Source organism: Enterococcus sp. AZ071 (assembly GCF_050499065.1).
Lineage (GTDB): Bacteria > Bacillota > Bacilli > Lactobacillales > Enterococcaceae > Enterococcus_A > Enterococcus_A ferrettii.
In genome coordinates, this window is sequence record NZ_JBIPAS010000001.1 from 1,424,977 (window position 1) to 1,449,264 (window position 24,288).

The 24,288-nt window shown below is 38.2% G+C and carries 24 protein-coding genes; 2 read left to right on the plus strand and 22 right to left on the minus strand.

The window, feature by feature from the left end:
• Window positions 1–6: 6 nt before the first annotated feature.
• From IGI49_RS07050 to IGI49_RS07145, 20 genes are all read right to left on the minus strand, one after another.
• Entirely contained in the window at window positions 7–855 is an 849-nt protein-coding gene (locus IGI49_RS07050) for a transporter substrate-binding domain-containing protein (protein WP_429963938.1), read from the minus strand.
• Window positions 856–1,002: 147 nt separating this feature from the next.
• Window positions 1,003–1,812 carry a transporter substrate-binding domain-containing protein gene (locus IGI49_RS07055; RefSeq protein ID WP_429963939.1) on the minus strand — a complete coding sequence of 270 codons (810 nt, stop codon included), beginning with the start codon at window positions 1,810–1,812 and terminating at the stop codon, window positions 1,003–1,005.
• 133 nt (window positions 1,813–1,945) lie between these two features.
• The gene (locus tag IGI49_RS07060) at window positions 1,946–2,731 is read right to left on the minus strand and encodes an acetyl-CoA carboxylase carboxyl transferase subunit alpha (RefSeq protein WP_207702302.1); all 786 of its coding nucleotides are present in this window, start codon (window positions 2,729–2,731) and stop codon (window positions 1,946–1,948) included.
• On the minus strand, window positions 2,728–3,597 hold the full coding sequence (gene accD, locus IGI49_RS07065; protein ID WP_429963940.1) for an acetyl-CoA carboxylase, carboxyltransferase subunit beta: 870 nt from the start codon (window positions 3,595–3,597) through the stop codon (window positions 2,728–2,730). The genes IGI49_RS07060 and accD overlap by 4 nt, the downstream gene beginning before the upstream one ends.
• Before the next feature lie 11 nt (window positions 3,598–3,608).
• Window positions 3,609–4,973, minus strand: a complete 1,365-nt coding sequence (locus IGI49_RS07070) for an acetyl-CoA carboxylase biotin carboxylase subunit (RefSeq protein WP_429963941.1) — start codon at window positions 4,971–4,973, stop codon at window positions 3,609–3,611.
• 6 nt (window positions 4,974–4,979) lie between these two features.
• Window positions 4,980–5,399: a 3-hydroxyacyl-ACP dehydratase FabZ gene (fabZ, locus tag IGI49_RS07075; protein ID WP_429964982.1), complete on the minus strand. Its 420-nt coding sequence runs from the start codon at window positions 5,397–5,399 to the stop codon at window positions 4,980–4,982.
• A gap of 51 nt (window positions 5,400–5,450) precedes the next feature.
• Window positions 5,451–5,912, minus strand: a complete 462-nt coding sequence (gene accB / locus IGI49_RS07080; protein ID WP_429963942.1) for an acetyl-CoA carboxylase biotin carboxyl carrier protein — start codon at window positions 5,910–5,912, stop codon at window positions 5,451–5,453.
• A gap of 5 nt (window positions 5,913–5,917) precedes the next feature.
• Window positions 5,918–7,144 (minus strand): beta-ketoacyl-ACP synthase II, encoded by a 1,227-nt coding sequence (gene fabF / locus IGI49_RS07085; protein ID WP_207702298.1) that lies wholly within the window; start codon window positions 7,142–7,144, stop codon window positions 5,918–5,920.
• Between the two features lie 16 nt (window positions 7,145–7,160).
• Window positions 7,161–7,892 carry a 3-oxoacyl-[acyl-carrier-protein] reductase gene (gene fabG, locus IGI49_RS07090; RefSeq protein ID WP_429963943.1) on the minus strand — a complete coding sequence of 244 codons (732 nt, stop codon included), beginning with the start codon at window positions 7,890–7,892 and terminating at the stop codon, window positions 7,161–7,163.
• Complete coding sequence (gene fabD, locus IGI49_RS07095) at window positions 7,876–8,820, minus strand: ACP S-malonyltransferase (RefSeq protein WP_429963944.1); 945 nt, start codon at window positions 8,818–8,820, stop codon at window positions 7,876–7,878. Before fabD ends, fabG begins: the two co-directional genes overlap by 17 nt.
• A 53-nt stretch (window positions 8,821–8,873) precedes the next feature.
• The gene (locus IGI49_RS07100) at window positions 8,874–9,101 is read right to left on the minus strand and encodes an acyl carrier protein (RefSeq protein WP_207702295.1); all 228 of its coding nucleotides are present in this window, start codon (window positions 9,099–9,101) and stop codon (window positions 8,874–8,876) included.
• Window positions 9,102–9,145: 44 nt separating this feature from the next.
• Window positions 9,146–10,108, minus strand: coding sequence for a beta-ketoacyl-ACP synthase III (locus IGI49_RS07105; RefSeq protein WP_429963945.1), 963 nt, complete (start codon window positions 10,106–10,108; stop codon window positions 9,146–9,148).
• The gene (fabT, locus tag IGI49_RS07110) at window positions 10,105–10,545 is read right to left on the minus strand and encodes a fatty acid biosynthesis transcriptional regulator FabT (protein ID WP_207702293.1); all 441 of its coding nucleotides are present in this window, start codon (window positions 10,543–10,545) and stop codon (window positions 10,105–10,107) included. The genes IGI49_RS07105 and fabT overlap by 4 nt, the downstream gene beginning before the upstream one ends.
• 276 nt (window positions 10,546–10,821) lie before the next feature.
• Window positions 10,822–11,988: a class I SAM-dependent methyltransferase gene (locus tag IGI49_RS07115; RefSeq protein ID WP_429963946.1), complete on the minus strand. Its 1,167-nt coding sequence runs from the start codon at window positions 11,986–11,988 to the stop codon at window positions 10,822–10,824.
• Window positions 11,989–12,156: 168 nt separating this feature from the next.
• Entirely contained in the window at window positions 12,157–12,387 is a 231-nt protein-coding gene (locus IGI49_RS07120; protein WP_010759540.1) for a YkuJ family protein, read from the minus strand.
• Between the two features lie 80 nt (window positions 12,388–12,467).
• On the minus strand, window positions 12,468–13,355 hold the full coding sequence (locus IGI49_RS07125; protein WP_429963947.1) for an NAD(P)-dependent oxidoreductase: 888 nt from the start codon (window positions 13,353–13,355) through the stop codon (window positions 12,468–12,470).
• A gap of 65 nt (window positions 13,356–13,420) precedes the next feature.
• Window positions 13,421–14,662: a glycosyltransferase family 4 protein gene (locus IGI49_RS07130; protein ID WP_429963948.1), complete on the minus strand. Its 1,242-nt coding sequence runs from the start codon at window positions 14,660–14,662 to the stop codon at window positions 13,421–13,423.
• 15 nt (window positions 14,663–14,677) lie between these two features.
• Window positions 14,678–15,721, minus strand: coding sequence for a glycosyltransferase (locus IGI49_RS07135; RefSeq protein WP_429963949.1), 1,044 nt, complete (start codon window positions 15,719–15,721; stop codon window positions 14,678–14,680).
• 128 nt (window positions 15,722–15,849) lie between these two features.
• Complete coding sequence (ptsP, locus tag IGI49_RS07140; RefSeq protein WP_429963950.1) at window positions 15,850–17,577, minus strand: phosphoenolpyruvate--protein phosphotransferase; 1,728 nt, start codon at window positions 17,575–17,577, stop codon at window positions 15,850–15,852.
• The gene (locus tag IGI49_RS07145) at window positions 17,577–17,843 is read right to left on the minus strand and encodes a phosphocarrier protein HPr (RefSeq protein WP_010759545.1); all 267 of its coding nucleotides are present in this window, start codon (window positions 17,841–17,843) and stop codon (window positions 17,577–17,579) included. The genes ptsP and IGI49_RS07145 overlap by 1 nt, the downstream gene beginning before the upstream one ends.
• 442 nt (window positions 17,844–18,285) lie before the next feature.
• Between IGI49_RS07145 and IGI49_RS07150 the strand changes: the two genes are divergently transcribed.
• Entirely contained in the window at window positions 18,286–20,511 is a 2,226-nt protein-coding gene (locus IGI49_RS07150) for an AAA family ATPase (RefSeq protein ID WP_429964983.1), read from the plus strand.
• Window positions 20,512–20,628: 117 nt separating this feature from the next.
• Window positions 20,629–20,943 carry a DUF1827 family protein gene (locus IGI49_RS07155; RefSeq protein WP_207702286.1) on the plus strand — a complete coding sequence of 105 codons (315 nt, stop codon included), beginning with the start codon at window positions 20,629–20,631 and terminating at the stop codon, window positions 20,941–20,943.
• Between the two features lie 7 nt (window positions 20,944–20,950).
• Here the strand turns inward: IGI49_RS07155 and IGI49_RS07160 are convergent, their stop codons facing one another.
• Both IGI49_RS07160 and IGI49_RS07165 read right to left on the minus strand, forming a co-directional pair.
• Window positions 20,951–22,603, minus strand: coding sequence for a 6-pyruvoyl-tetrahydropterin synthase-related protein (locus tag IGI49_RS07160; RefSeq protein WP_429963951.1), 1,653 nt, complete (start codon window positions 22,601–22,603; stop codon window positions 20,951–20,953).
• A 34-nt stretch (window positions 22,604–22,637) separates the two neighbouring features.
• Entirely contained in the window at window positions 22,638–24,215 is a 1,578-nt protein-coding gene (locus tag IGI49_RS07165) for a peptide chain release factor 3 (RefSeq protein ID WP_429963952.1), read from the minus strand.
• Between the last annotated feature and the right edge of the window lie 73 nt (window positions 24,216–24,288).

A 24,288-nucleotide genomic window follows, 5' to 3' on the forward strand; every position in this document is an offset into this window, starting at 1 on the left:
TGCCCTCTATTCTTCAGTTGCTGATGAATTAGCAAGGTCATTGTTTTTCTTAACAAATTCTTCGATCTTGCCTTCATCATTCAATTTTTTAATTACTTTATTGATTTCATCCTTCAACTCGTTACTGCCTTCTTTTTTCAAAGCAATAGCATATGCTTCGTCGTCATTTGTTTTTAGTTCAACATTAGCAATCATTAGATCTGGGTTTTGCTGAACATAAGACTCTGCTGTTGTTTCCTCTAAAACGACACCATCTAGTGAACCTCCGTTCACTTCAACAATCATGTTTGGTACTTTATCAATTGAAACTAAACGAGCAGACGGTAGTTGTTCTTTGATTACATCTTCTTGGATTGAGCCCTTTTGTCCGCCAACTTGTTTGTCGTCAAAAGCTTTAATACTATTCAATGTACTTTCATTTGATTTATTGATAACCATCACTTGTGGTGGATTATAGTAATCATCAGAAAAGTCAAATTGTTCTCTACGCTCTTCAGTTGCAGAAAGACCCGCTACTGCAATATCCGATTTTCCTTCTTTCAAAGAAGCCAAAACCGTATTATAATTCATATCTGAAACTTCCAACTTAACACCAAGCTCCTTAGCTATTTCATTTACCAAATCGATATCTGCTCCTACAACTTGGTCCTTGCCGTCAACCATTGTATGAAATTCAAATGGTGCAAAATCCGCCGAAGTTGCCACCTTTAAAACTCCTGATTCCTTAATAGCTTCCAATTGATTCTCTTTTGCTCCATTAGAATCGCTGGAACTGCTAGTATTGCCTCCACCACCACAAGCTGCTAACGCTACTAAGGCTAAAAGTGTTACTGCTAAGCCGGTCATTTTTTTCATCCTAATTCCCCCTAAATTTTCTATTTGACGAATGAACTCATTATAGCATGAAATTTCAAAAAAAACAGAAAAACGATGCATATATATAGACAAAATAGTCATTTTTATTCATTAAGTGGCTTTTTTCCCTTTGTATTGTATAAAGATTTATTTGTTGACTGTATTCATTAGCTCGCTATTTTTATTAACCATTTCTTCAATCTCACCATTTTCCTTCATTTCATTAATTAATTTATCTAGCTCCCCCATTAATTTGGGGTTTCCTTTCGGGACAGCAATTGAAAATGAATCCTCCTTCATACTTTTTAAAGGAATTTTGGCAATCATTAACTCAGGATTTTGTTCTACATAAGAATTGGCAACCATTTTTTCAACTACTAAAGCATCTAATGAACCATTATTCACTTCAATAAAAATATTTGGCAGCTTTTCAATTGAAACAAGCTGAGTTCCTTCCAATTGGTTCTTGACAATATTTTCCTGGATCGTTCCTTTTTGAGCTCCTACTTTTTTATCAGCCAGACTTTCAATCGAATTTAACGAATCTTGATTTTTCTTGTTGATGACAATTACTTGAGGAGATGTATAATAATCCGTCGTAAAATCAAAACTATCTTCGCGTTCATCGGTAACTGAAATTGCTGACACAGCCATATCTGCCTTTCCCTCTTTAGTAGCTGCCAGAACATTATTAAAACTCATATCTAACCATTCAATTTCTACACCCATCTTTTCACCTATGGACTCAACCAAATCAATATCAGCACCGACTATCTGATCTTTGCCATCAATGGTGGTATGAAAACCAAACGGCGCATAATCAGGTGATGTTGCTACTTTAAGAACACCGCTTTTTTTGATGGTATCATATTTATCTTCAGCCTCATTTGAGCTTCCGCAACCAGATAGAGTTAACATACTTAAACAAATTATCCCCCATAACAGACCCTTTTTCATTTTGTTTCCTCCTAATTTCCAATTCTTGATTGAAATTAGTATAGCATATTATTACAAAATGTCGAGTATTTATTGCATAATTATTTAAAAACGGACCGGATTTAAGCATAAAAAAACAGCAGAGTCTCTGCTGTTAAAATTTCCGGAAGCGTTGATAGCGTTGTTCAATCAATTCTTCTGTGGAGTATTTACTTAGCTTTTCTAAAGTTTCAATCAATGATTTTTTTAGCATACGCAACATTTTGTCTTGCGATAAATTTTCACCTCTGAAGGTTTCAGGAATAATCTTATCAATGACTGCTAATTCCAACAGCTCTGAAGCCGTAATTTTCATTAATTCAGCTGCTTCTTCTGAACGTTTGCCGTCTTTCCACAAAATGGAAGCAAAACCCTCTGGAGATAATATTGCATAAATACTGTGCTCCATCATCCAAACTTTATCTGCTACAGCTAGAGCAAGTGCTCCACCGCTACCGCCTTCTCCCGTAATAATGGAAATAATCGGTACCTTCAAATCAGACATCTCTAATAGATTTCTGGCAATGGCTTCTCCTTCACCCCGCTCTTCTGCTTCAACTCCGCAAAAAGCACCTGGTGTATTGACGAAACAAATAACTGGACGTCCAAATTTCTCAGCTTGCTTCATTAAACGCATTGCTTTACGATAGCCTTCTGGATTCGGTTGTCCAAAATTTCGTTCCATGTTTTCTTTTAGATTGGCACCCTTTTGGACACCGATAACTGTAACAGGTTTATTATCTAGATAAGCCACACCGCCAACGATAGCGGGATCATCACCATAAAATCGATCACCATGAAATTCCTGAAATCCTTCAAATACCCCTTCAAAAAAGTCTAAACTAGTTAATCGCTCTGTAGAACGCGCCAGTTTTACAACTTCTCCTGCCGACAGACTCATTCATGACACCATCCTTTAACTTGATGAAAATCCAGCAATTCTGCCAGCCTGGACCGTAGTGTTGTGCGAGGAACAATTTGATCAATAAATCCGTGGCTTAACAAAAATTCGGCCTTTTGAAAATCATCCGGCAGCTTTTGACGAATGGTTTGTTCGATCACTCGACGCCCTGCAAAGCCAACTAAGGTTTGCGGCTCAGACAAAATGATATCTCCCTCCATTGCAAAGCTGGCAGTCACACCGCCAGTCGTAGGATCAGTCAATACAGTAATGTACACAAGTCCTGCATTGCTATGACGTTTGACAGCAGCAGAAATTTTGGCCATCTGCATAAGAGAAAATATTCCTTCTTGCATCCGAGCACCACCTGAAGCTGTGAACAGGATGACTGGTAGTCTTTCTTTGGTTGCCCGTTCAAATAGGCGAGTGATTTTCTCACCCACAATTGTCCCCATACTACCCATAATAAAATTCGTGTCCATCACACCTATGGCAAGTGGGCGACCTTTAATTAGGGCCCTGCCAGTGAGGACTGCTTCATCCAAGCCGGTTTTTTCTTTTGTTTTCACTAATTTATTTTCGTAATCAGGAAAGTTGATGGGATTCTTTGCTGGAAGTTGATTGTCCCATTCTTCCAAGCTCTTTTCATCAATGGTAATCGCTAATCTTTCCCAAGCACTGATACGGAAACTATATCCGCAGTGAGGACAAACTTTTTCGTCCCCCATTTCCTTCTTATATAATGTTCGCTTACAACTAGGACACTTGGCCCACATGTTATCCGGAACAGAAGGTTTGCTCGTGGGAGTCTGATTACGATTGGGATTAATACGAATATAGTTCTTTTTTTTATTGAAAAGTCCCATCTATCTTCCTCCTACTCACTTTCTTGCCACTCAGGTAAGAAAGTAGTCTGTAAAAAGCTTGTATCATAATCACCAAAAAGTACATTAGGATGGCTGATTAAATCCATTTGAAATTCTACGTTAGTAATAACACCTTCAGAAACGAATTCTCCTAAAGCACGCTGCATTTTCATTAGCGCATCTAAGCGATCTTCACCATGAACAATAATTTTAGCAATCATTGAATCGTAATAAGGTGGAATCGTCACACCACTGTACATAGCACTATCCACACGCAATCCCAAACCTCCGCTTGGCAAAAGCAGTGTATGAATCTTACCAGGTGATGGAGCAAAATTGAATGCAGGATTTTCAGCATTGATTCGACATTCAATTGAATGTCCCTTAAAGGTGACTTCTTCTTGTTTTAAACCAAGTGGTTCCCCTGATGCAATTTTAATCTGTTTTTTGACAATGTCAATCCCCGTGACCATTTCAGTAATTGGATGCTCAACTTGAATGCGGGTATTCATTTCCATGAAATAGAAATTACCTGCTTCATCTCTTAAAAATTCAATGGTTCCAGCACTTTCATAATTGACCGCTTTCCCCGCTCTGACAGCAATTGATCCTAACATATCTCGTTGTTTTTGATCAATTACAATCGATGGAGCTTCTTCCAGCACCTTCTGATTGTTTCTTTGCAAAGAACAATCACGTTCGCCTAAATGAATAACATTTCCGGCTTGGTCTCCTAAGATTTGAACTTCAATATGACGTGCGGGATAAATGATTTTCTCCAAATACATTGAATCATCGCCAAAGGCTGCTTTAGCCTCAGCCTTGGCAGAATTAAAGTTCTTTTCCAGCTCAGCTTTTTTCAAAACTTTGCGGATTCCTTTACCCCCACCTCCGGCTGCAGCTTTTAACATTACTGGATACCCTACAGTGTCCGCAATTTTTTCAGCTTCTTTCAGAGTATGAATAGCGCCATCACTTCCAGGAATAACTGGAACGCCCGCAGCTTTCATTAATTGACGCGCATGGATTTTGTTTCCCATTTCATCAATTGTTGTTTCACTAGGTCCAATAAACTTAATGCTGCATTCCCGACACATCGTCGAAAACAAACTATTCTCAGATAAAAAGCCAAAACCTGGATGAATCGCTTCAGCATTAGTAACAAGTGCTGCACTCAAAATTGCCTGCATATTTAAATAAGAATCCTTTGACCGAGCCGGTCCAATACAAATCGCTTCATCAGCCATCTCAGTATGCAAGGCTTCCTTATCAGCTTCAGAGTAAACGGCAACCGTTTGGATTCCCAACTCTCGACAAGCGCGAATAATTCGAACTGCTATCTCACCACGGTTAGCAATTAATATTTTTGAAAACATAGACATCTATCCAATCATAAAGGTCAATTCTGCTTCGGCTACCTTTTTGCCATCAACTCGTGCAATTCCTTTGCCACAGCCTGCAGAAGAACGAACTTTTGTTAATTCTATTTCTATTTCTAACGTGTCACCGGGAACTACCTTTTTACGGAATTTCGCCTTGTCAATTCCGCCAAAATAAGCGGTTTTGCCTTTAAACTCGTCCATTGACAGCAAAGCTACCGCTCCAGCTTGAGCCATTGCTTCAACGATTAGTACACCCGGCATAACAGGCTCATGGGGGAAATGTCCTTGGAAGAACGGTTCGTTGATTGAAACATTCTTCTTAGCTAAAATTGATTTCCCTGGTTCCACACTCTCTACACGGTCAATCAACAGCATAGGATAACGGTGAGGAATGATTTCTTTGATTTCTTCAATAGTCATCATATATTTTCACTCCTAATCATATTATGAATTCTCTAGTTTTTTAGAAATTTAATTGATACGGAACAAAGGTTGCCCATACTCCACAACATCTTCATTCTCTACTAAAACATCAACAATTGTTCCGTCAAAATCACTAACAACTTCATTCAACAGCTTCATTGCTTCAATGATACATACTGTTTCACCTTTTCCCACTGAATCCCCCACTTCTTTAAAAGCTGGTTGATCTGGCGAGGGCTGCAGGTAAACGACACCAACAATTGGTGAAGAGACAATGTTTCCAACTTCTGGTTGAGCTGAAGTTGACGTCGCGTTGACTTCAACTTCAGCTGTTACTACTTCTTTAGGCTGATCTACAGCAACTCTCTCAATTTCAACAGTCGGAGCTGCTTGCCGACTACCTTTATTTTTGTTCATGTATAACTCAAAGCTGCCTTCATGAAGGTCAAATTCAGTTAAAGAGGAGCGGTCAAACTGCTCCATCAATTCTTTGACTTCTTTGATGTCCATTTTTACTAAGCCTCCCAGCGCTTCAAGCAAATCACTGCATTGTGTCCGCCAAAACCTAGTGAATTACTTACTGCATAATTCACTACAGTTTCTTTGGCTTCATTTACCACAATATTTGCTTCAATTTCAGGATCAACCTCATTAATGTTGGCTGTTGGTGGAATAAATTGTTCTTGAATTGCTAACAAAGTAGCTACAGCTTCCACACCACCAGCTCCACCTAGCAAATGTCCAGTTAAGGATTTAGTACTGCTAACATACGCCTTATCAGTTAAAGCATGAGCAATTGCTTTACTTTCTGCTTTGTCATTTGCTTGAGTACTTGTCCCGTGAGCATTCACATAATTCACATCTGCAGGATCAATTTGAGCTTCTTGAACTGCTTGAGTAATCGCACGCGCGGCACCAGCACCCTCTGGATCTGGAGCAGTCATATGGTAAGCATCACAAGTCGCGCCATATCCAACAACCTCACCTAAAATAGTTGCTCCGCGCTTTTGTGCATGTTCCAATGATTCCAATACTAAAACACCAGCACCTTCACCCATTACAAAACCGTTACGATCTTTGTCAAAAGGAATTGACGCATGAGCAGCATCTGTAGAATCACTTAACGCCGTAAGAGCTGCAAAACCAGAAATACCAATCTTGTTAATGCAAGACTCGGCTCCTCCTGCGATCATAACATCAGAGTAACCATGCTTGATATTTCGGAAAGCTTCACCGATCGAATGAGTGCCGCTTGCACATGCTGTAACCGTACTTGTGCAAATACCTTTTGCTCCAATACGTAAAGCAACATTGCCAGCCGCCATATTAACAATAGCCAGAGGAACAAACATTGGAGAAACTCGGCCAGGACCTTTGGCATCCATACGTAAAACTTGGTCTTGAATCGTTCCAAGTCCGCCAATACCAGAACCGATCATGACACCTACTCGTTCCATATCCTCGTCTTCAGTATTAATACCGCTCATTTCCATCGCTTCTAAAGCTGCATAAATAGCATATAAAGAATAACGTTCCATACGTTTTGTATCTTTTTTGACGAAATATTTTTCTAAAGGAAAGTCCTTAACTTCTGCAGCCATAGTGATGCCGGTCTCAGAAGCATCAAATTGCTGAATAGGACCAATACCATGTTTTCCTTGTTTTAAGTTAGTTAAAAATGTTTCTCTGTCATTGCCAATAGGTGATACAACACCGTATCCGGTAATTACAACACGATTCATTTTATACATCCTTTCTTTACATGACCATGCCACCATCGACATTAATCACTTGACCTGTTAAATATTTATTTTCTGCTAAAAATACAGCTGCTTTGGCCACATCCTCGACACTGCCATAGCGTTTCAATGGAATTTGGTCTTCAATTTGCAGTTTTATTTTGTCACTTAATTGATCCGTCATTTCTGTGGCGATAAAACCTGGGGCTAATGCGTTACAAGTAATACCTCTTGGGGCAACTTCTCTGGCAACTGATTTAGTAAAGCCTATCACGCCAGCTTTACTAGCAGCATAATTACTTTGACCGACATTACCAATCTGGCCAATGACGCTTGCCATGTTAATGATAGTTCCACTACGTTGCTTCATCATCTGTTTCAAGACTTGCTGAGTCATATTAAACGTACCCTTAAGGTTGATATTTAAGCAGGCATCAAATTCTTCCGGCTTCATCCGGAGCAACAATTTGTCTTGGGTAATCCCAGCATTATTTATTAAGATGTCAATCGAACCATAAACTTCATTCGTTTCAGCAATCATTCGTCCCGCATCTTCAAATGAGCTAATATCACCACAAATAAAAGTACAGTTGACACCAAGCGCTTCAATCTCGCTTACCTTATCGGGTGAAATTTCTTTACGACCATTTAGTACAATGTTGGCACCTTGTTTAGCAAAGGCTTGAGCAATTCCCCAGCCGATTCCACGGCTGCTACCAGTAATAAAGACAGTTTTATTCGCTAATTCCATCGGTTCCTCCCAATAATTGAATTGTATCCAGCAATGTTCCAGCATCTTCCACTCGACTCGTTTGAATCGAGCGATCAATTTTTTTAATAAAACCAGTTAATGTTTTACCAGGACCAATCTCGATCATCCGTTCAATGCCCATTTCTCTCAATTCAAGAATACTGTCGCTAAATCGTACTGGAGACATCACTTGAGCCGTTAATAAGGAAACGATTTCTGAAACTGGCATTTCTTTTGCTGTTGTATTTGAAATAACTGGACAGTTGAAGTCATGAAATATGATCTTTTGCAGTGCTTTATTTAACTGACGACTGGCTGGCTCTAATAAAGCTGTATGAAAAGGTCCACTCACATTTAATGGGATCATTCGCTTAACCCCCGCCACAGAAAGTAATTCTTCTGCCCTCTCAACCGCTGTAGTTTCTCCACCTATAACAATTTGCTGCGGAGTATTGTAATTGGCTGGAGAAACAACACCTATTGAAGAAGCTTGCTGACAACAATCTTCAATTACTTCTGCCGGAGTATTCAATACGGCAACCATTTTCCCGTTACCGCTAGGAACTGCCTCGCTCATGTATTGACCTCGTTTTTGAACTAATTGAACAGCATCTCCAAAATCTAGAGCCCCTGCTGCAACCAGCGCTGTATACTCCCCTAGACTTAAACCAGCAACCGCCTTCTTAGTAACACCCATTTTTTCTACTACACGTAAAAATGCCGTACTGACAGTTAAAATAGCAGGTTGGGTATACTCTGTTTCATGAATATTCTGATTTTCTTCAAAACAAAGCTGGCTCATTGAGTATCCTAATAAGTCACTAGCCTCTTCAAAGGTTTGACGAACAATTGGTTCCTGTTGATAAAGTTCTTTCCCCATACCAACATATTGAGCTCCTTGACCGCTAAATAAAAATGCTGTTTTCATAAATTTTCTCCTAATATAAGGAAAGGCCAGGCTCTCGCCTCGCCATTAGTCCTTTATGCGTTTTGTTGTTTTTCCACGTATTCAACTAAATCTTTTACAGTAGCAATACCATCTTCTGTCTCGATTTTTACGTCAAATTCATCTTCAATTTCATTGATGATTTGGAATAGATCTAAACTATCCGCTTCTAAATCTTCTTGAATATTTGTTGTTAATTCAACTTTCTCTTTCTCTACACCTAGTTCTTCTACGATAATTCCTTGGATTTTTTCAAAAGTCATGAGTTGTTTCCTCCATTTAATATTCTTAAATTATTTGTAAACAGTTATAGTTCCAGTAATAGATTGCCCCAGGCAAGACCACCACCATAACCTGTTAATACCACTTTTTGTGAACCATTCAAATGAATAATGTCTGCTTCTACCAGCTCGTCTAATAAAATTGGAATACTCGCTGCGGAAGTGTTGCCATAGTTAGTCAAATTCATTGGGAATTTTTCAATCGGCTCTTTTAATTTCTTAGCCATTTTTTCAATGATCCGGCGATTCGCCTGGTGAAAAAGATAAAGGTCAATGGGATCTTCCCCAACAAAAGCTTGAAGATCTTCGACAACATCGTTTAATGCAAAGTTCCAAATACCGCGACCATCCATGGTTAGACCTGACTGATCGTCGTCTTGATAAAACTTGGTTTTTGTTGGTCTAAAACCGGCAACCAATGAATTAGCACGTTCTCCATCTGCTCGCAGCATCTGACGAATGATCGAAGGTTTATTCTCAGCCTCCAGCAATACGCCGGCTGCACCATCTCCAAAAAGAACAGCTGTTGAACGATCTTCCCAGTTAATTAGCTTAGAAGTCTTTTCACCACCAATTACTATTCCCCTCTTCAGCCCGGTGCGAATAAAGTTTTCCCCCGTTGCTAAAGCATAGACAAAACCAGCACAAGCAGCTGTTAGGTCAAAAGCCATCGCTTGACGAGCACCAATTCTCCCTTGCACCTGACATGCAACAGAAGGAGACGAATAATCAGGAGACATTGTCGCAACGATTATAAAGTCTAATGAAGACGCATCTAGTTGTGCTTTAGCCAACAATTTCTGAGCCACTTCGGTACAAAGATCAGATGTATTCTCCTCTTCAGCAATATGGCGCTGTTTGATTCCCGTTCTTGATTGAATCCACTCGTCTGATGTATCCATCCATTGAGCCAATTCATCGTTTGTAACAATATTGTTTGGAAGATAACGGGCAGTTGCCGTAATCTTTCCATATTGATCGATGCTCATTTGATTTCCTCTAAATATTCATATAGATTTTTCAGTGCTCGTAAGAAAACTTCCTGCTCTTCAGTGTTTAAACCTTCTGTCGCATGACGTACCATTTCGCGATGGAAGTGCTGATGAACACGAAAAACCAACTTTCCTTTTTTTGTTAAAGATAGTTTGACTACTCTTCGGTCATCTTCACTACGGATACGTTCAACATATTCCTTTTTCACTAAACGATTTATTGATGTTGTTAAGGTTCCTACAGTGACCAAAAGCTCTCGTGCTACTTCCGTCGTGGTTTTCTTCTTATACATACCTATTGCATCTATCGTATGCATTTCAGTGATTGTTAGATCTCTAAACCTCGATTTTTTCAGCTCATTTTCTTCAATTGACAGAACGTCATTAAAGATAGTCACTAAGTAGTTGTTCATTTCTTCCCAATTGTGTTCCATTTTCCCTCACCCAATTAGTTTGACATTCAAATCATTTGATGATCAAACTATATCCTATTTTTATTTTCAATGCAAGCTGCTTTTGTCATTTTACAGAAAATTGGTGTACTCAAAAAGCAAAAATTTCGATAATCCAAACGTTAAGAAACTTTGGACATCAAAGCTTTTCTTGAAATATTTACTACTTTTCAGCTTGCAATGTACTCAATATCCATTTTATAAAATTTTCTTAACAAGAACAACAAAAAGAGTGATCAAAAAAGATCACTCCTGCTTTTATCCTCTGCGGTGCATAGGGATAGCATTATTATTTGGATGTGTCAGCAAATACTGAATGACATCAATGTTGCTGGCCTGGAAAGAAGCAGCACATGCTTGCAAATACAAGTCCCACATTCGGTAGAATGCTTCATCTTTTTGTTCCACCACTTGATCCTTAACCTCATGAAAATTTTTAGTCCACTGCTCTAACGTAAGTTGATAATCTCTGCGCAAGCTTTCTAAGTCGATCAGCTGTAAATCATTTTCCGTCATGTGACCCACAAGCTCTGTAACACCTGGAATATACCCCCCTGGGAAAATATATTTATTTATCCAAGCATTCTTTGCTCCGCCTTGTTGTCGACTAATTCCATGAATGAGTGCTGTTCCCTTAGCTGACAAATTTTTCTTCACTACATTAAAATATTCGGACAAATTTTCTGCACCGACATGTTCAAACATCCCGACACTTGTAATATGATCGTAGGTTTCGTCTTTCAAATCTCGATAATCCATTAGACGAACTGATATCTTATCTTCAAGATGTTCCTTTTGAATTATTCCTTGAATATGATGATATTGCTCCTCACTCAAAGTGATACCTGTTGATTTAACTCCATATTCTTTGGCTGCGATCAAAATTAACGTTCCCCAGCCACAACCAATATCTAGCAAGGTTTCTCCTGGCTTAATAAATAATTTATCTAATATATGATGGACTTTATTAATTTGCGCTTGCTTCAATGTATCTTCTGGTGTAACAAAGTAAGCACAAGAATAGGTTAGAGTTGGGTCTAGCCAAAGCTCATAGAATTCATTTCCTAAGTCATAATGACTGTGAATGTCCGTTTGCGATTGTTTCTTAGTATGCTTTTCTTTCGGCAGCCATTTTTTAAAATTCTTATTATGAAAGAAACCTTCTGCCTGATTATAGACATCATAAATCAGCTCCTGTAGATTCCCTTCCACTTCTATTCGTTTTTCCATGTAGGCTTCACCTAAAGCTAACGAGGCATTGTTCATCAAATCCTTTACTGGAATTTTTTCATGAAAAGTAATTTTAAAGGCTGCCTCACCCGAAGTTTCACCATATTCCTTTACACTTCCATCCCAATAAACTACCTCTGTCTTTTTGGAAAAAGATGGCTTAAATAATTGATTGTAAACTTCTTTGTCTAACATTTTATTTCCTCCACTTCTACTTACATATTCTATAATCTTCCAAAAGAAAGATAAGTTCAAATAATATGCAACATAAAGGAAACAAAAAAACTTTGCTGAGGTTCCGAACTAAAAGCCTCAGCAAAGTTTTTTATACAATCAACAATCAAAAAAACGGGTTCCCCCGCTTTATTGAATCAAGTCATAAATTTCCATTGCGACAATATCAATATTATCGAATTGGTATGTTTGTTTACTATCACTTTCAGTCAATTCAAATGTTTCAGTTGTACTATCGTAAGTTACCGTACATTTTTCGACTCCATCTTTTTCAAAACGGCGAACTTGAACTTCATTATCTGTAGATTCTGTCATAGCTTCCAAGCGTTTAATAATGGCAACTAATTGCGAGTGTTTCATCTAGGTGCCTCCCTTCCAATCATTCTGTATTATTGTATCAAATCAGACCTTATCTTGCATTGATTTTGCCAAAATAATTCTTAATTTTTGTAAAAGCCAACTTTCCCTTCAGACCACCATAATTTAATTAAAGCTTGGGTACCATCATTCTCATATCCATCGTTGGCTAATTGTTCATACAATTCGACAGCTAGCTTGGTTCCTGGAAGTTCCAAAGATAATTCTGCCGCTTCATCAAGAGCAATTTTTAAATCCTTAATAAAATGCTTTACGAAGAAGCCGGGAGAATAGTCTTCTTTCAAGATTCTCGGACCATAATTCATCATGGACCAATTTTCAGCTGCACCGTCACCTAGTGTTTTTAAAACCTGAGGTAAATCTAAGCCAGCTTTTTGAGCATAAACCAGCATTTCAGTCATACCTGTCATGGTGCCAGCAATCATAATTTGATTGGCCATTTTAGTATGCTGACCGCTGCCGGCATCTCCATGAAGTGAAACAGCTTTTCCCATAATTTTAAATAAAGGAACAACTTTCTCATAAGTAGATGAATGGCCACCAACCATGATCGTTAATGTAGCATTTTTTGCACCAAGATCTCCACCAGAAACAGGTGCATCCAATGCATCTGCTCCTTTTTCAATAGCTGTTTGTTGAATCTTTTTAGCTAGAGTAGGAGTAGAAGTTGTCAAATCCACTAAAATTTTATTTTCAATTGAAACGGTAAATATGCCATTTTTCTTAAAATAGATTTCTTCTACATCACTAGGGTAACCAACCATCGTAAAAACTATTTCTGAATTTTCGGTTACCATTGCCGGTGTATCTTGCCAAACAGCACCACCTTCAACTAATTCGTCAGCTTTACTTTTAGTCCGGTTATATACATTAACTTTGTGCCCTGCGCTCATTAAATGTGCAACAATTGCCTTCCCCATAACGCCTGTGCCTATAAAACCTAATTCCATAAATTTAATCCCTCCTAAAAAAACTAAATCCATCTCTAGTATACCTGAAGAGATGGATTTAGACCTTATTTATCTACTGAATTTTTCAGTGAAGCAATTTTTACTCGAACCTTTTCTACAGGACGTCTTTGACTAAGAGACGACTTTTGGTGATTATTCTGATAATACTCCAACATTTGCTGATAAAAATCAATTATTTCATCACCAAACTTCTGGGCGGATATTTCGGTTAATTTTCTCTCTTTCAATGTATCATCCAAGATGAACCCTTTACTAACATAATTGATTAAAGACTCAGAAAAATCCTCATCCTTCTCAAAAGTTACTCCTAAACGTTCATCATCCAAGAGCGCTTCTAAATAATCATTTCCTTCGACCACACATTGCGTGCCTGAGGCGATTGCTTCCGCATAGGTTAATCCTTGCGTTTCTGAAGTTGATGCACTCACAAAATAGTCAGCAGAACGATAATAGACTGCAACTTGATCGTGAGGGATTTCTCCAGTAAATTGTATAAACTCTTGAAGCCCCAATTCTTCCACAAGCTCCTCTAGAGCTTCTCTATGGGGACCTTTACCGACAATTACTAATCGTACATTAGGTAACCTTTCTAGCACCTTGGGAAACTGTTGAACGATGACCTGTATATTCTTCTCATAAGAAATTCGACTTAAGGACAGTATCATCAACTGATCATCAGTAATTCCTAACTTACTTCGTAAATCTTTTAGCATCTGATCCGTAATATCCGGACGAATAAATTCTTCAATTTCGATCCCTGTTGGGATGATTCGCATAGGAATTTCTACTTCATATCGTTTTAATGTGTTTACTACTCGTTGGCTTGGACAGACTACACCTGTTGACCGATTGATAAACATACGAATAAAATGTTTTACATGCGTTGGACGCACAACTTTTCCGTTAGCGATATAATGAAGGTAATCTTCATACATTGTATGATAGGTATGGACTACTGGAATTTTTAAACGGCTGCCAACCATCTTACCCAACAATCCTGCCCCAAATTCAGTATGGGTATGAATTAATTCCAGCTCTAGTTCTTTGGCAATTTGATAGGCAAACCACATACCTCGAACTACAATTCGCCGATCTTTAAATGAGACGAATGGAACACTTGGCATTCGCACAATATCTTTCTCGAAATCTTCAGCATCCGGGTCGGTCGTGGTAAATATGTAGACTTCATGTCCTTTTTTCTCCAACTCTTCCTTTAGGGTTTTGATTGATGTTGCCACTCCACTAACTTGCGGAAAGTAGGTATCTGTAAAGAAACCAATACGCACGTTTTCTCCTCCAAACTATTCAACGATTTGTTGATACATCGATTGATTGTATGATTCATCAAGTACCGCCTGATAAACAATCTGCAGCTCCCGACCAATTTCTGTAATACTCTTACTCTGGGCTGTCTTAAAGCCTGCCTCAGTTATATTCGATAGTTGCTGACTGGTAATTTGTTCAATTAAAGTAATAAATTCTTGTCTGGAGGTTCCCATGTAACAATTGACACCATTTTTCATCCAACCATGATAAACTGGAATATTACGAAGCAAGACTTTCTGCCGACTGGCTAAGGCCTCGAGTACGACAATTCCTTCCGTCTCTTCATAAGAAGGAAAAAAGAATAAATCAGCGGCCGAATAGGCACCTTCAATGACCTCTCCTTTGATGTATCCAGGAAACAGTACATTTTTTGGATGGTCTACTTTTACAATTCTACGAATATTGTGTGGAATTGAGTACATAGGAACGTCGCCAAACCAAATAAACGTATAATCTGGCATTTTTTTAGCAATCTCAACAAAATCAATCAGTCCCTTACGCTCAAAAAAGAGCCCTACACTAATGATTACTTTTTGTTCCTCGGATAACGAAAAATAACTTCGAAAAGCCTTTTCCTTTTCTTTACTTGGGTAATAACGCTGTAAATCAATTCCATTGGAAATTGCAGCAATTGGTTGCGTCAATCCGTAACTTCTTAAAAGTTCTCTTGAATAAGGAGTCGGAGTAATCAAAAAATCAGCCTGACTATATAAATGAACCAACCATTTTTTAACAAATGGTGCTAGTTTATTTGATCCAATAAAAGAATTCCGAAAATCCTCCTCAGTAGAATGAGCATGGTAAATAACTTTTTTACCTAGTCTTTTTGCTTTAGCTACTAGTTTAGCACTTTTGGGGCCATAAGTGTTCACATGCAATATATCGTAATCGGTACTTGATGGATCCAATGTGTACTGAATCCCTATAGATGATAATGCCCGTTTTTGATGGACTAGGGCTCGACCGATCCCAGATTTGCCTATAACTGATTGTCCTTCGAAGTATAATAAGACTTTCAATCAATTCACTCCTCTTCAACAGCAAATCCATTATACCATAGGGCGAATCTAATTCTATCAATCGGAAGTCCTAATTTAGACAAATAAAAACGCCACTGCCTTGAATAGACAGTGGCGTTGAATATGAACTATTTTACGTAAGACTCAACTAGTTCTACAACTTCTTCCATTGTATCACAGTCGTTCAATGCTTTATCCGCTAATTCAGCCATATCTGAAGTAGTTAGACGTTTCATTAAACTACGAGTCTTAAGAATAGACGTAGCACTCATAGAAAATTCATCAAGACCCATACCCATTAACAACGGTACAGCTGTTTGATCGCCAGCCATTTCTCCACACATACCAGCCCATTTGCCCTCAGCATGTGCTGCATCAATAACGTTTTTAATCAAACGTAAGATTGAAGGGTTATATGGTTGGTATAAATAAGAAACGCGTTCGTTCATGCGGTCAGCTGCCATTGTGTATTGGATTAAATCGTTTGTTCCAACACTAAAGAAGTCCACTTCTTTTGCAAATTTATCAGCTAATACTGCTGCTGCTGGAATTTCAATCATGATACCAACTTGAATGGTATCAGATACTTTAACGCCTTCTTTTGCAAGCTTTCCATGCTCTTCTTCATACATTTTCTTAGCAGCACGGAACTCTTTAAGAGTCGCTACCATTGGGAACATAATACGTAGATTACCGTAAGCAGAAGCGCGCAATAATGCACGTAACTGTGTACGGAACATATCTTCACCTAGCTCTGATAAACTGATACGTAATGCGCGATAGCCTAAGAATGGGTTCATTTCGTGAGGAAGTTTCAAGTAAGGGAGTTCTTTATCCCCACCGATATCCATGGTACGAACCACTACAGGTTTTTCGCCCATACCTTCAAGAACTGCTTTGTATGCTTCGAACTGATCTTCTTCAGTTGGGAAATCAGGAGAATCCATATACAAGAATTCTGTACGGTACAAACCAATTGCTTCAGCGCCATTGTTGTGTACACCAGTTAAATCTTTTGGTGTTCCAATGTTAGCAGCTAGTTCAAAATGTTTGCCATCAGCCGTTACTGTTTCAGCATCTTTCAGTTTTTCCCACTCAGCTTTTTGAGCGGCGTAGTCTTCACCAACTTTAAGAAATTCAGCTGCCTGCTCATCAGTAGGGTTGATAATCGTTTCACCAGCAATACCATTTACAGCTAAAATGTCGCCTTCTTTTACTTTTGAAGTAATTTCCATTGTTCCAACAATAGCCGGAATTTCCAACGAGCGCGCCATAATAGCAGAATGAGAAGTACGTCCGCCGATGTCAGTAACAAAGGCTTTTACAAAGTTTTTGTTTAGTTGTGCTGTATCACTTGGTGTCAAGTCATGAGCTACTACTACTACCTCTTCATCAATCATTGATGGATTTGGTAATTTTACACCTAACAGATGTGCCATTACGCGTTTTGTTACGTCACGAATATCTGCTGCACGTTCCTGCATGTACGTATTATCGTCCATTGCTTCAAACATACCAATATACATATCAGTAACTTCTTTTAATGCTGATTCTGCATTTACTTTATTATCTTGAACATGTGTTTTGATTTGACCGATCATTTCTGGATCTGATAGAACCATTAAATGGGCATCAAACACTTGTGCTTCTTCTTCACCTAAGCTTTTTGCAGCTTTATCCCGAATTTTTTGAAGTTCTGAAGAAGAAGCTGCTAAAGCGTCATCAAGACGGCTTTCTTCAGCAGCTGTATCTTCAATACTTTTCTTTTGGAAAGACAAATCCGGTTGAACTAGCAAGTAAGCTTTCGCAACGGCAACTCCGTCGCTAGCGGCAATACCTTTTAGCATTTCAACCATTATTCAGATAGTCCCTCTTTCTTCATAGTTTCTACAATTGCTTCCATTGCTTCTTTTTCGTCAGCACCTTCAGCAGAAATAGTAACGTCAGAACCTTGGCCAACACCTAGAGACATAACGCCCATGATTGATTTAAGGTTAACTGATTTTCCTTTATACTCCAAATTGATATCAGAGTTAAATTTGCTTGCAGTTTGCACTAATAATGTTGCTGGACGTGCATGAATCCCTGTTTCTGCTACTACGTGAAAATCTTTTTTTTCCATATTGACCGTTCTCCTTTGTACAAGAAAATTTTGTTTTTATGTTAGGGCTTTCGCAACATTACTTGTTTCTTCAAGCCCTTCATTCCTAAAGATTACCATTTTTTGGTTATCGATACAACAATTTTATACGATTTCTTTCAATGAAATGTATGCCCTTTCTTAAAATACCTCTTTTTCATGAAATAATCGCTGAAATTTTCTGTTTTCATTCTTTTTTTCATAACACTTGCTCTCCTAGAAAAAGATTTTCATGAGAAAATTCTGTGATTGGCACTCTCGGTATGCGAGTGCTAATTTTTTTGAGCCTTCCACTTGATTTTATTGTAGAAGTCAGTATAATATGACTTAAGGTCAGATAAAGTCAAACTTTTGACCAGCGTATCTTTTTACGAGAATCCCTTCCTAGATGTACAATGGAAGAAAAGGTGAAAGGGTGAATAAAATGCTTTGCCAAAATTGCCATAAAAATGAAGCAACGATTCATTTGTATGCAAATGTCAATGGACAACGAAAACAGTTGGACTATTGTCAGAGTTGCTATCAAAAACTAAAAAATCAAGCTACAGGAGGTGCTCCACAAATGGCAGCAAACGATCCATTCGGATTTGGAAGTCTAGATGACTTATTCCGATCCATGTCTCAACAAATGCAGCAGCAAGGTGCCGTGGACCAAACTCCCCCTACCCAATTTGGCGGCGGAAATGGTTTCAATGGACAACAGCCCCCTCGTGGGAATGGCGGCGGACTTCTTGATGAATTTGGAATTAATATTACTCAATCCGCACGTGATGGAAACATCGATCCTGTCGTAGGACGAGACGATGAAATTCAACGTGTCATAGAGATTTTAAATCGCCGTACTAAAAATAATCCAGTTTTAATTGGTGAACCCGGTGTTGGTAAAACAGCGGTAGTTGAAGGATTAGCTCAAAAGATTGTCAATGGTGATGTTCCGCAAAAACTAATGGACAAAGAAGTTATTCGTTTAGACGTTGCTTCATTAGTTCAAGGTACGGGCATTCGCGGTCAATTTGAAGAGCGCATGCAAAAATTAATTGAGGAAATACGTCAAGCTGAAAATATTATCTTATTTATTGATGAAGTACACGAAATAGTTGGTGCTGGTTCTGCTGGTGATGGAAATATGGATGCTGGAAATCTTTTAAAACCAGCTCTTGCCCGTGGCGAAATGCAAATGGTGGGAGCTACTACTTTAAATGAATACCGCATCATCGAAAAGGATGCTGCGTTGGAACGTCGTATGCAACCTGTACGGGTTGATGAACCTAGCGTCGAAGAGACTATTGAGATTTTGAAAGGTTTGCAACCTCGTTATGAAGACTATCACCATGTGAAATACACTGATGAAGCAATCAAATCGGCCGCGGAACTATCTAACCGATACATTCAAGATCGTTTCTTGCCGGATAAGGCCATTGATCTGTTGGATGAATCAGGTTCGAAAAAGAATTTGACGATTCAAATTGTTGATCCAAAAGTAATCGATAAAAAGCTGGCAGAAGCTGAAGAACAAAAAGGGTTAGCTTCTCAGGAGGAAGACTTTGAAAAAGCAGCTTATTATCGGGACCAAATCAACAAACTTCAACGAATGAAGGACCGTCAAATAAGTGATGAAGAAATACCTGTCATTACTGAGAAGGATATGGAGTCTATTGTTGAAAAACAAACTGGTATCCCTGTCGGCGATCTTAAAGAAAAAGAACAAACACAGTTGAAAAACTTAGCGGATGATTTGAAGAAACATGTAATCGGTCAAGATGAAGCCGTAGAAAAAGTTTCTAAAGCCATTCGCCGTAATCGTGTGGGCTTGAACAAGAAGAATCGACCAATCGGTTCCTTCTTATTTGTCGGACCTACTGGTGTTGGTAAAACAGAATTAGCTAAACAACTTGCTTACGAAATGTTTGGATCACAAGAATCAATGATTCGCTTCGACATGTCTGAATATATGGAAAAACACAGCGTTTCAAAATTGATTGGCTCTCCTCCAGGATATGTCGGTTATGAAGAAGCTGGGCAATTAACTGAACGTGTTCGTCGTAACCCGTACAGCTTAATCCTGCTAGATGAAATTGAAAAAGCTCATCCAGATGTTTTACACATGTTCTTGCAAATACTTGATGATGGTCGGTTAACAGACGCTCAAGGGAGAACAGTAAGCTTTAAGGACACCTTGATTATCATGACAAGCAATGCTGGAACTGGCAAAATTGAGGCTAATGTTGGCTTTGGCGCAGCTCGAGAAGGAACGACTCGTTCCGTCCTTGGACAACTAAAAGATTTCTTTGCTCCAGAATTCTTGAATCGTTTTGACGGAATCATTGAATTCAGTCCATTAAACAAAGAAAGTCTAATGGAAATAGTTTCTTTGATGATTAATGATGTAAACAATATGCTAGCTGGTCAAAAGCTGCATATAGATGTTCCTATCAATGTTAAGGAAAAATTAGTAGATCTTGGCTACGACCCATCCATGGGAGCTCGCCCTCTTCGTCGAACAATACAAGAAACTATTGAAGACGGAATTGCTGAATTTTATCTGGACCATCCAACTATCCATGAGCTTAAGGCAAAATTGGATAAAGAAGATAACATTGTTATTACCTCTAAACCAGAGCGTTTAGTCAAGGAAGATGGCAAAGAGTAAGCGAAAAAAGCTGAGATAGAAATCTATCTCAGCTTTTTTGAGCTTTACTCTTCATTTTTTTTGAATTTTTTTATATAATTATCATAGGAATGTAATTTTCAGGGAAGGAGCTTGTCCATGAAACTAGTGAATGTTACTAATAGCCATTCGCGTTTAGTATTTAATCAACTTGAGAACACAGATGCGAACATGATCAAAGTTTATACCATTGGCAATACAACAGTCATCTTCACTGACGCGTACAAACATGCAGAAATCGTGATTAAAAATGACAAACGAAACATACAGCAAAAAGAGATCGATTTTATACATAAATACTTTAGACGAAAACTAAAGGATGATAGTTATGATTTTGAAAATTTGACTATGATCGAAGCGCCAGGACTTGTTGAGATATCCATAACAAAAAAAGAGGCTGAACTTACGAAGTAGTGATTACTCACTGCTTCGCGGGTTCGCCTTTTTTCTTTAGTTTTTGGACTAGATTCTTAGGTACTGATATAACTATAAGGGCAATTACACTGATCGTCCGACCGATCACAGCCCATCGAGTATAGCGATAAGAAATTTTAATCTTAGAGTTGCCTTTAGGAATGTGCAATTCAGTTGTACCCGAAGAAGATAGCTTCGTTCTGGTTTCTTTATCGTTGACAGTAACCTTTTGTCCAATATATCGATAAAGAGGTGTTACTAAATCGCTAGAGTCCTTTATATCTTTTAAAACAATCGTAACTTCGCTATCCGTTAAATTGAACTCAGGTTTAATTTCTTTTCCATCCAGGACAAACTTATAATTAGCGACCACATCCATATTCTCTACTACTTGTTGATTGGCATAATCAATGTTGTGCAGTAAATTATCTATTCCTGTTATATCACTATCTTGAATTACCGTTCTCATGTCATCATTTCTTGCTACTAAATTGTATACTTTATCTGAATTATAAAGATTAAAAATAGACACAATATGAAGAATTACAATAATTGGCAATAGTAATATCTGCCTATTTATTCTTACAACTGCCTTTTTAGAGTCAAAGGAAACACTAAAGCTGTAGGCCAATAACAAAGTTACAATGGCATTCAAACGCCATACAAATTGAATAGTTAACAACGGTGTTGTGCTAAGCTTATCCCAAGGCAATAATCTTGTTGTAGAGATAAACATCAGTACGCCAACAATGAAAATGACGATATCTGGTTTCTTCAATTTTTTCCAACCTACTATGGTCATAAAGATAGCTAGCAATAAAAACAAACCGATTGAAAATCCGTTGATGCGATTAAAAATCAAATTACCTAATAGACGGCGATAGTCAAACCCTTCCAGAGATACACCTTTAGGAGTGTACAAATTCAGTTGAGTCATTTGTTCTAAAAAAGGAACAATAAATGCCAGAGAAAGCAGAACAGTCGCTCCTGTCGCTTTAAACAATGCTTTTAAACGTTTCACTTTGTTCGCCCAAAAAGGAAAAGAAATGATTAGAAAGAAAGCAATCATTACTGCAAGCATTGCTACGGAAAGTAGATGGGTATAGACAATTAAAGTCATACCAAAGGTTAAAAGGCGCCAGTTTTTCTCATTTCCAATAAAAATTTCATACGTCCCTGCTAAAACCATCGGAAAGAAGGTCATTGCCACAGCTTCACCTAAAGAGCCTCGGTAAAAAAGATCCGTAGCCCGATATGCCGAAAATGTATAGACAGCTGAAAATATCAGAGCAATATTGGTACTTTTTTTCATTTTAAAAATTGAATAATAAGAAATAAGTAAAGTTGCCAAGGTGATGAACCAACAATATATTTTATAACCCCAAACCATACTCCCAGTTATTTTATAAAATAAATAAGCAGGATAAATGGTCAACCAGGGATAAAACTGGTTGATCATTGATCCGTTATGGTGAAAAGACGCGTAATTTACTGGACTAGTCCATACATTACTCATTCCAGTTATACGCGATAAATGAAAATAGGTGTCTTGCATGCTGAAATGGATGATACCCGAATACAAAAACATCGGCATCATATAAAAAATGCTCAAGATGAATAGAATCAGTAAATGGTTGTACTTACTAAGCTGCTTTAACATTGAGCATCTCCTCTAAAAAGTGGTCCGTAATATTCTACATCAAGCTCTTCAATTCTACGTTCGGATATTTATCGGCAAACCAACGCATAGCAAATTGGTTCTCAAATAAAAATAGCGGTTGATCAAAACGGTCTTTAGCCAAAATATTTCGGCTAGAGCTCATTCGCTCATCCAAGTCTTCTGGTTTAATCCAACGAGCAATTTTATGTCCCATCGGTGTCATAACTACTTCTGCATTGTACTCATTTTGCATCCGATATTGGAAAACTTCAAACTGCAGCTGTCCTACCGCTCCTATGATGTAATCGTCAGTAAGATAGGTTTTATACAGTTGAATTGCACCTTCTTGTACAAGCTGATTAATTCCTTTGTGAAACGATTTTTGTTTCATAACGTTTTTTGCGGTAACTTTCATAAATAATTCCGGTGTAAAAGAAGGCAGCTCTTCATAAGCAACTTTTAGTTTTCCTTCATACAGTGTATCTCCGATTTGATAGTTACCAGTATCGTAAATCCCAATAATATCACCAGCAACAGCTTCCTCGATATTTTCTCGAGCATCTGCCATAAACTGGGTTACATTACTCAATTTCATCTTTTTATCTGTTCGATTTAAGTTTACATCCATTCCGCGTTCAAAAGTACCTGAGCAAATTCGTACAAAAGCAATCCGATCACGATGATTAGGATTCATGTTGGCTTGAATCTTGAACACAAAACCTGAAAATTCATTTTCATAAGGGGAAATTTCAGTTCCCTCTTCAGTTTTATGCGCGTAGGGTTTTGGCGCTAAATGAACAAAGGTTTCCAAAAATGTCTGAACGCCAAAATTAGTTAAGGCTGATCCGAAAAATACTGGTGTTTGTTCCCCTTTAGCAATTTTTTCCAAGTCAAAAGCATCACCAGCTTCTTGGACTAATTCTACTTCACCTAGAACATCCTGATAAATTGATTGTTCTTTTAATGGATGTTCACTAGCAATTTCACCATCAGTTAATTCAACAAACCGTTCACCTTCATACTGTTCTGGGCGATACAACTCAATTCGTTTGTTATGAATATCATAAAGACCTTCAAGTCCTTTACCCATACCAATCGGCCAATTCATCGGATAAGATTCAATGTTTAACAATTCTTCCAACTCTTCTAATAAATCTAGTGGTTCTCGACCATCCCGGTCCAATTTATTTATAAAAGTAAAAATAGGAATTCCTCGTCGTTTAACAACTTGGAATAGTTTCTTTGTCTGTGCCTCAATCCCTTTTGCACTATCAATTACCATCACAGCGCTATCAACCGCCATTAATGTACGATAAGTATCTTCCGAGAAATCTTCGTGCCCTGGTGTATCTAAAATATTGACACGTTTACCTTCATAGTCAAATTGCATTACTGAACTGGTAACCGAAATCCCACGTTGTTTTTCAATATCCATCCAGTCAGATTTTGCAAAGTTTCCGGTTTTTTTACCTTTGACCGTTCCAGCTTGGCGAATTGCGCCTCCGAATAGTAAAAGTTGTTCAGTAATCGTTGTTTTCCCGGCATCTGGATGGGAAATAATCGCAAATGTACGACGACTGTCAACCTGTTCTTTTAATTTAGGATTATTCATGAGTTTACTCCCTTTAACAAATTTCAACCCAATTAGTATAGCACGGATGCCCAGAAATAGGAAAGTTGAAAAC